Raw genomic sequence first — 7696 nt, 5'->3', positions numbered from 1 at the left:
TACAGTGCTAATACTTATACTCTTCACTTCCCTTTTTAAATATCATTTTTTCTAGCTAACAGAGTTGCAATTAGCAAATTCCTTGCAAATTGCTTACTTACTTTCCTTAACTTGACGCATATGGTTATAGCAGGTGGGCAGGAGAATATGTCGCTCGGTATGCACGGTAGCTATATCAGAGCAGGAGCTAAATTCGGCGATATTAAAATGGTTGATCTAATGCAGTATGACGGACTAACTGATGTATTTTCAGGAGTATTTATGGGAATTACTGCTGAAAATATCTCGAAACAGTTTAATATTAGTAGACAAGAGCAAGATGAATTTGCTTTCAGTTCTCACAAGAAAGCAGCTAAAGCACAGCTAGCTGAAATTTTTAAAGATGAAATTTTACCTATCGAAGTAACGGTTAAAAAAACTACTAGTTTGTTTGAATATGATGAAACAGTAAGACCTGATACAAGCCTTGAAATTCTGAGTAAATTACGTCCTGCTTTTGATAAAAACGGCGTAGTTACGGCGGGTAATGCTTCTTCAATCAATGACGGTGCGGCATGCCTTATGGTAGTTTCTGAAGAAGCATTGGAAAAGCATAATTTGATACTGCTAGCTCGTATTGTTTCTTATGCTTAAGCCGGTGTTGATCCAAGTATTATATGGGTACTGCCCCCGTTCCTACCTCCCAAAAGGCTTTAAGTAAAGCAGGTTGGAGCGTTAATGATTTGGAAGTCATCGAGGTTAATGAGGCGTTTGCTGCTCAAAGTATTTATGTAAACCGTGAAATGAAATGGAATATGGATAAGGTTAACATAAATGGCGGTGCAATAGCAATCGGGCATCCGATTGGGGCAAGCGGCGGACGTGTTCTTATAACTCTGATACACTCTTTAAGAAGAGCTAAAGATAAAAAAGGCTTAGTCACCTTATGTATCGGAGGCGGTATGGGTATGGCTATGTGCGTTGAAGCAGTTTAAATGCAAGTTAAATATGCTGTTACAGTTTTTTAATCAATAGCAAATTACGAGGTATTGCTCAATAAATATAGATTTTGTCATTGCTAGCGATTGTAGGGAGCACAGCAATCCAGAAAAATAATTAAAAAAATGCTACAAATTAGCATTTTGATACTTCCTTGCTTCATCAATTACTTCGTAATTTCCTCGTAATGACGGAGACTTTCAGAAATATCTATAGTTATTGAGCAATGCCAATTACGAAAGTAACTTGCTATTGAAGGTCACTACAGTTTGTTATAAAATATATCTGATTTAATATCTCTACAACCTAATAATACATCATTACAATGCGTTATTGTATTTATAAACTCATGGAATGCAGAAGAGTTAGAGAATGTCTCCGGTTCATAACTCTCCCAATAATTCTCTGCTTCTTCTATGTTATTACAAGCATGCTTTAACTTTCTACCGAAATATTTAGGAATATGCCACAAATTTTTTGCCCAACTCCATACCATCAAATAGTTAGGATTGAAATCAGTAGGATCTATAAGAGGAGTTAATTTAAAATACTTCAATAAATTAGAAAAGTTATTTATGAGTTTATGAGAGGCTAACGCTTCATTGGGTACGTAATTCTAATCATCAAATTTATGAAATATTTTTAGGCATACGAGTATCTTTTTGCAAGTTCCATATAACGAGAAGATGGAAATTGTGTATTATAAAAGGTATAAGTTTGATTGTTTTTAAGCCATTCCTGGTCATTATTTATTATTTGTGCATCTTCAATTGGATATGCGTCATGCCCATCAATGAAACAAGACAATATATAACTTAAGGTAGCTAATTGCATGCTTGGTGACCAGTTTATAGGATTCCAAGAAGACCAAATGCTATAACACTATATATTTAATAATTTCCTTATTATTTTGCATTTATTATATCCTGTTTAGGTTAAGAAAATATATTAAATGAATTTGTAAAAGATAATAAAGTTTTATTAAAAATCATTAATAATTTGGCGATAATTTTGTTAATTATACACATCTTTATATACTGTAAAGAGTAACATTAAAAAGTTGTTTACTGCTTCTAGTTTCATACTTAGGATATTTCTATTTTAAGTGTAAACTGCTTTTTATGTACAATCAATCCGATAAGCAAATCAAATCTATTTTAGATGTATGGAAGATTATTGAAGTACTGACTCCTAATAAAAACGAAAATTTAAATAGATATTTTGAAATTATTAGAAGTAATACAGATAAAAAAGGTAATTTTAGTTGCCGGCTTGATGAGCAAGAAAAGCTTTTTTTCTTGAAAGATGCACCGTTTAAAAAGCTATATAAAAAAGAACTGGGTATTGAACTAAACATGAATCTTGATAAAAATGAGGTAGCCGTTCATTGGCATGTTTATTTAGGATATTTAAAATGGTCAGCAGCTGAAATTGATCTTTTAAAGAAAATAGGTATGAAAAGACATTTTGCATGTAAATCTTATTTCCTTATAAAATAAAGGAAATAAGGCGATAACTTGTATTTGTGAACCTAAACCTTGATTACTCCTTGGCTTTCCTGGAAGGGACACTACAAGAATTGGCTAACTGTTCAGACGCTGGCAGGGTGCATGGTACGTTATGCGCACCTTTAACGAGTATAGATTAGCATTGATTCAGGCTACGCTTAAGTTTTGTTATGTCTACTTTAAAAACGATTAATTTTAAAATATGGTTTATTACCCATATAAATATATGGACATTTATTATCGAACTAAGGATTATTAAATTAATCGATTAAAGGCTAAAAAAGCATTCTTTTTTTGAATGGGACGAAGAAAAAAGTAATATTAATATTGAGAAGCATAAAGTAAGCTTTTATGAAACTCAAAAAGCTTTTCTAGATATACAAAGGATAATTCTTGAGGATATAGACCATAGTATTACAGAAAAAAGATATTTTTGTTTAGGTCAAGTTGATGGTAATATTTTAACAGTACGTTTTATGTTTTGAGGTAATCATATAAGAATTTTTGGAGCAGGATACTGGCATAAAGGTAAGAGAATTTATGAGCAAGAGAATAAAATACACTGATGGGGAAATAGGGGAAGTAACAATAGTAACAGATTTCTTACCACATCCTAGAGAACTGTTATTAAAAGATGATGCTGTAAAAGTAATCATTTCTTTAAGTAAAGAGATCGTAGAATTCTTTAAATCAGAAGCAGCAACTGCACATGTCCCTTATCAAAAAATGATTAGGATGTTACTAGATAAATATACTAAGCATTATAAAGAAAATAAAAGAGCATAGAGCTGGCGGAGAGAGAGGGATTCGAACCCTCGATACGGTATGACCCGTATAACGGTTTAGCAAACCGCCGCCTTCGGCCACTCGGCCATCTCTCCGGCTATGGCTTAACTTTATATCATCTAAATTATAAAATTTCTAGAATTATTTTATAATGTTTCTAACTAAATATAATCATTTCCCGGCTTGACAGAATCGCCAATAATTAAAGCTTCCGTATCATACCGAGCAGTCCCTTAAACTTAATATCCCAATAACTAGGTAAACCATCCCAACTACAGCAATGTTTAATATATTTATAACAATGCTCAGCCTCTATTTTTGTAGTTTCAATAGTTGTGTTATCCTCACAAATATTAAAAAGTTGCTCGGTTATATAATCAATAGATTTGATATCGTTTTTATATTTACCTATTAGGTACTCTATAATTTCGACTCGTTTTTGTAGGCTAAGATTGTAAGATCTTGCAGTTAGAAGCTTTACCAAACCATCTTTATCGTTACAAATATTAAAAAGTTGTACGGCTGCAGGACAAATAAATTCGGTATTATTTTTATATTTATCTACCAAGTACCTTATAATTTCGTTTCGTTTGTTTAAACTCAGATGACAAGAGTCTGAAATTAACAATTTTACAAAATCATCATTATCGCTACAAATGCTAAATAGTATTTCTGAATATGCTTCGCTAAGATTATTAAATAATTTCTGATATTTTACTAAAAATCTATTCCAAGTTATTGCTTCAATATCGACAAACTATTATAATTTTTAGGCTGGTAATCTAATTCATAATGCGTCAATGGTACTATAAAGTTGAGGTTATTTAAATTTTGATGAAAATTTTGTAGTACTTCAAAATATGCAGCCATAAAAATGATTGTATACTGAGTAATAGCAAAATCTACAAAATAAAATTGATAAAGAAATTTGATGATATTTGATATATCTGCTACTAGCTCACCATCTAGTTTTCTAATATAATTTACTATATTACCTATATATTTTAACTCTTCATCCGTGTGATCTACATATTTAATATTTAAATCTTCAAAGGTAATAACTTGCCCTTTGGCTATTTTATCTATTATTGTATAGTTGTTAATTATAGATTCTTCATAGTTAGCAATAATATAAATTTGCGGATTATATATAATTATTTCGCAGCATATTTTTTACTGCTTTTACCGTATTTTGATTTAGATAATCAAGCTCTAGCATATGAATATTGGTAAGTAGTAAACTTGCATTATCTATTTTATCAAAAGGAACAACATACCATGGGTATTCATCTTCTTTAATGCATCCTTTAATAAGAGTAATTTTTCTGAAACATTCTTATTTTAAAAATGTATCATTAGTATCTGTTAAAGCTAAATTTTCATAACCCTCTATTACCTTATCTAAATAGCTCTGCCAATCACTAGTTAATAATTCTAGCAATTGCTTAAAAAACTAAAACTAATTTTTATATAATAATATTATTGAGTTAATTTAAAAGCTTTATAAATCAGAAGTTATTAGAGGTGTTATTTGCTAACGTTATCTAAAAAATTCTGTAGTTCTTCTAAATTACTAATATTACTTAATTTATATGGATAATTAATTTTCCGTAGCATATTGGTTAGTACGTTTCCTGCCCCTATTTCTACTATATGGGTTACATCTAGCTGATTAAATATCTTTAAAGTTTCACGCCATCTAACTCGTCTACATATATGAAGAATTAAATTTTGTTTGATTTCTGTAGGATCTCGAGTAGGTTTTGCGGTATAATTTTGGATTACCGGTATTATAGGCTTATTAATTACAGATTTATCAAGAGCTACTCGCATTTTTTCTTCTGCCGGCTTCATTAAGCTACAATGAAATGGAGCACTGACTTGCAGTTTTATCACTTTATAACCTAAATCTTTAATTATACTAATAGCATGATCAATAGCTGTGGTTTTGCCGCTAATAACTATTTGTCCTTCGATATTATCGTTGGCAATTTGGCATAAATTTATTTTGTTGATATCTTCTAATATTTCTTCAAGTTTTTGAAGCGGAATATTGATACAAGCTGCCATGCTTCCCTCACCTTCGGGACATGCTTCTTGCATAGATGTACTACGTATATGAAGTAGCTTTGCTGCTGTCTCAAGTCTAATACTTTCGGTACTACATAAAGCACTATATTCACCTAGCGAATGACCGGCAGCATAATCGCAAAGACTATTCAAATTTTTACCGGTTTCAGCTTTGATAATATTTATTATTGCCATAGATACTGCCATTAATGCCGGTTGTGCGTTAGTGGTTAAGGTAAGTTCTTCAGAAGGTCCATTAAAAATTATATCAGTGAGCTTTCGATTTAGTACTTCATTAACGACTTGAAAAGTTTCTTTGGCGGGTTTAAAATTATCATAAAAATCTTTTCCCATGCCGATCAATTGTGACCCTTGACCGGGGAAGATAAAAGCTGTTTTCATATTTTGTATTATCGATTGAGTTGATTAATAGATTTTATTAAAATTTTCTAAAATAGTCAAATTATTTTAAGCATTTTAAAACGGTTTTTCAATTGTTACGCTACATATAATTTTTACAAAAGTACTAATTTTTCTTAGCTCTATAACTTGATTACTTCCAACTAGTACTATAAATTAAACTAAGAAAATATAAACAAGGAAATTAGTTATGAAGTTAAAAGAACATTTTAAAAAGTTAGCAAGTACAGCTTTTGGTTCGTGGCTTGCTGCATTTCAAAAATTATTTAGTAACGAGGAATTAGAAGCGAAAATACTGAATATAAAGCAAAAGGCACCTGAAAAGCTAGAGGTTAATAAAAAAGATTTAGTTATTTTATCTAATAAATGTTATTGAAATTGAACAAAAAGATATAATAGAGCATGAAATTTCAAGAGTTGACCAATATAAAGAAAATATAAGTTTGGTATTTACTCTAATTACCAATATTCAATTAGAAAAATTTGCAGAATTTATCTCTAATTTACCGAAAAAACATAGTGAATTTAAGGATTACTTTCGTAGTGAAGCACAAAAAGATGTTTTTTAAAGAAGATGCTTATAAAAAAGTTGTTAATAAAGGTAAATTAGTTAAAAAACTCTAAAATTCATATAAATATAATTATGAAAAAATAGGACGAAATGTTCATGAATTACAAGCTTATTTAGGTTCATATGAATATAAGTGTGATATTCCTAAATCTGATTTATTAGGGCATGATTATTACTATAATGCATAAATTATTATGCTATCTGAAGTAGCGGTTTTAATAAAAATCTTATTAATTTTCTTATGACAATATTTAAATATAAATGATTTAAATTTAGGATATAGTAGTTAAATTGAAATAAAAAATATTTAAGTTGAAATTTAAATAAAGGTTACTACTATTATGTAATGTAAACTAAACTCTATAAAATTAATAATGTTTGATCAGTTAAATATCTTATATCCTCCGTTAATGAGTATTTTTATCTTTCTTGTGGTAATCATTATTTCTAAAATATCACAATATAAAAAGACCTTAAAAGAAAAAATTTAAGTATTATACAATTTTATCTAGATAAAAAATTTTTTCATAATCATTTGAATAAAAATCTTAAAAGCCCTAGAACTGAGAATTATGCTAATTCTTTTTTAGAAAATATCAAATCTTATTTGAAATAAGATGATATAAGGATGATTTCGCAGGAAGAGCTAGTAGGTGATCAGGAGCGCAGTAGTTTATTTAAAGACGAGTTAGAAGCAGTTACTGCATCTTTTTTAGATGAAACAAAAAAAGGATATAACAGCTTTATATGAGGTGCTGCATGCTAATAAAGAGTCTCAGAACCAAGAAGAACATAGATTATATATACCGCCTGATCAAATAAAGAAGCAAGACGCCAAAAAACTTATTTATGTAAAATCTCCGTATAAATTTACTAAGGAAGAAATTGAAATACTGGATATTTATATACATTTAGTGCAGTTATTTAATACTAGCTCGGAGTGAGCTAGGAAGTAATTGCTAAAAGCGGGAATAATATTCAGGACATTTTCTGCTCCATGCAGCCGTTCTTTAACAATAGCTAATTGACTTTTTTAAAAAATTAATTAAAACCTTCCGCAAGAATAGCAGTAATGTTATTCTTGGGTGTAGAAGTCATTTATCATAGATGGTTAGCATTATCCATTTAAAAATGCTCCTCAACTTTGTCATGGTTGGGATGATAGTAGCTATGTTCAGGGTTTAAAGTACAAATTTTAAACCTAAAAGCTATTATAACTGTTCTGTGACAGTTCTTCTAACCATACGCGTCAAGTTAAGGGATGTTTATAAGTTTAAGAGAAGATAAAGTAGATTTTTTTGTTTTCCTATATTTATCTTTTAAGCAAAAACTTACCCAAGCTATTCGTAAATTTTTAAAGAAG

General features: G+C 29.8%; 9 protein-coding genes, 1 tRNA gene and 1 pseudogene. 7 read left to right on the top strand and 4 right to left on the bottom strand.

What is annotated here, in order from left to right:
- Positions 1 to 117: 117 nt before the first annotated feature.
- Positions 118 to 974: pseudogene (locus tag ACKTSD_RS02235) on the top strand (acetyl-CoA C-acyltransferase); the annotation flags it as partial.
- Between the two features lie 266 nt (positions 975 to 1240).
- Here the strand turns inward: ACKTSD_RS02235 and ACKTSD_RS02230 are convergent.
- Positions 1241 to 1534: a hypothetical protein gene (locus tag ACKTSD_RS02230; protein WP_412707813.1), complete on the bottom strand. Its 294-nt coding sequence runs from the start codon at positions 1532 to 1534 to the stop codon at positions 1241 to 1243.
- Between the two features lie 565 nt (positions 1535 to 2099).
- On the opposite strand from ACKTSD_RS02230, the gene ACKTSD_RS02225 reads away from it, so the two are divergent.
- The 3 genes from ACKTSD_RS02225 (at position 2100) to ACKTSD_RS02215 (ending at position 3272) form a co-directional block, all read left to right on the top strand.
- Positions 2100 to 2477 carry a hypothetical protein gene (locus tag ACKTSD_RS02225; protein ID WP_412707812.1) on the top strand — a complete coding sequence of 126 codons (378 nt, stop codon included), beginning with the start codon at positions 2100 to 2102 and terminating at the stop codon, positions 2475 to 2477.
- A 329-nt stretch (positions 2478 to 2806) separates the two neighbouring features.
- Entirely contained in the window at positions 2807 to 2971 is a 165-nt protein-coding gene (locus tag ACKTSD_RS02220; protein ID WP_412707814.1) for a BrnT family toxin, read from the top strand.
- 55 nt (positions 2972 to 3026) lie between these two features.
- Positions 3027 to 3272, top strand: coding sequence for a CopG family transcriptional regulator (locus tag ACKTSD_RS02215; protein ID WP_412707811.1), 246 nt, complete (start codon positions 3027 to 3029; stop codon positions 3270 to 3272).
- Between the two features lie 3 nt (positions 3273 to 3275).
- Here the strand turns inward: ACKTSD_RS02215 and ACKTSD_RS02210 are convergent.
- The 3 genes from ACKTSD_RS02210 to fabD all read right to left on the bottom strand — a co-directional run bounded on the left by ACKTSD_RS02210 (position 3276) and on the right by fabD (position 5744).
- Positions 3276 to 3367 (bottom strand) — tRNA-Ser (locus ACKTSD_RS02210).
- Between the two features lie 107 nt (positions 3368 to 3474).
- Positions 3475 to 3840 carry a hypothetical protein gene (locus tag ACKTSD_RS02205; RefSeq protein WP_412707810.1) on the bottom strand — a complete coding sequence of 122 codons (366 nt, stop codon included), beginning with the start codon at positions 3838 to 3840 and terminating at the stop codon, positions 3475 to 3477.
- A gap of 959 nt (positions 3841 to 4799) precedes the next feature.
- Positions 4800 to 5744, bottom strand: a complete 945-nt coding sequence (gene fabD / locus ACKTSD_RS02200; protein WP_412707809.1) for an ACP S-malonyltransferase — start codon at positions 5742 to 5744, stop codon at positions 4800 to 4802.
- Positions 5745 to 5952: 208 nt separating this feature from the next.
- Here fabD and ACKTSD_RS02195 point away from each other — a divergent pair, with 208 nt between their 5' ends.
- From ACKTSD_RS02195 to ACKTSD_RS02185, 3 genes are all read left to right on the top strand, one after another.
- On the top strand, positions 5953 to 6138 hold the full coding sequence (locus tag ACKTSD_RS02195) for a hypothetical protein (protein ID WP_412707808.1): 186 nt from the start codon (positions 5953 to 5955) through the stop codon (positions 6136 to 6138).
- 67 nt (positions 6139 to 6205) lie between these two features.
- Complete coding sequence (locus tag ACKTSD_RS02190) at positions 6206 to 6331, top strand: hypothetical protein (RefSeq protein WP_412707807.1); 126 nt, start codon at positions 6206 to 6208, stop codon at positions 6329 to 6331.
- A 718-nt stretch (positions 6332 to 7049) separates the two neighbouring features.
- A complete protein-coding gene (locus ACKTSD_RS02185; protein ID WP_412707806.1) occupies positions 7050 to 7277 on the top strand; it encodes a hypothetical protein in 228 nt (75 codons plus the stop codon).
- Positions 7278 to 7696 lie beyond the last annotated feature (419 nt).

The organism is Candidatus Rickettsia kedanie, from assembly GCF_045865205.1.
GTDB lineage: Bacteria > Pseudomonadota > Alphaproteobacteria > Rickettsiales > Rickettsiaceae > Rickettsia > Rickettsia australis.
This window is presented reverse-complemented; position numbering and strand designations above follow the sequence as displayed.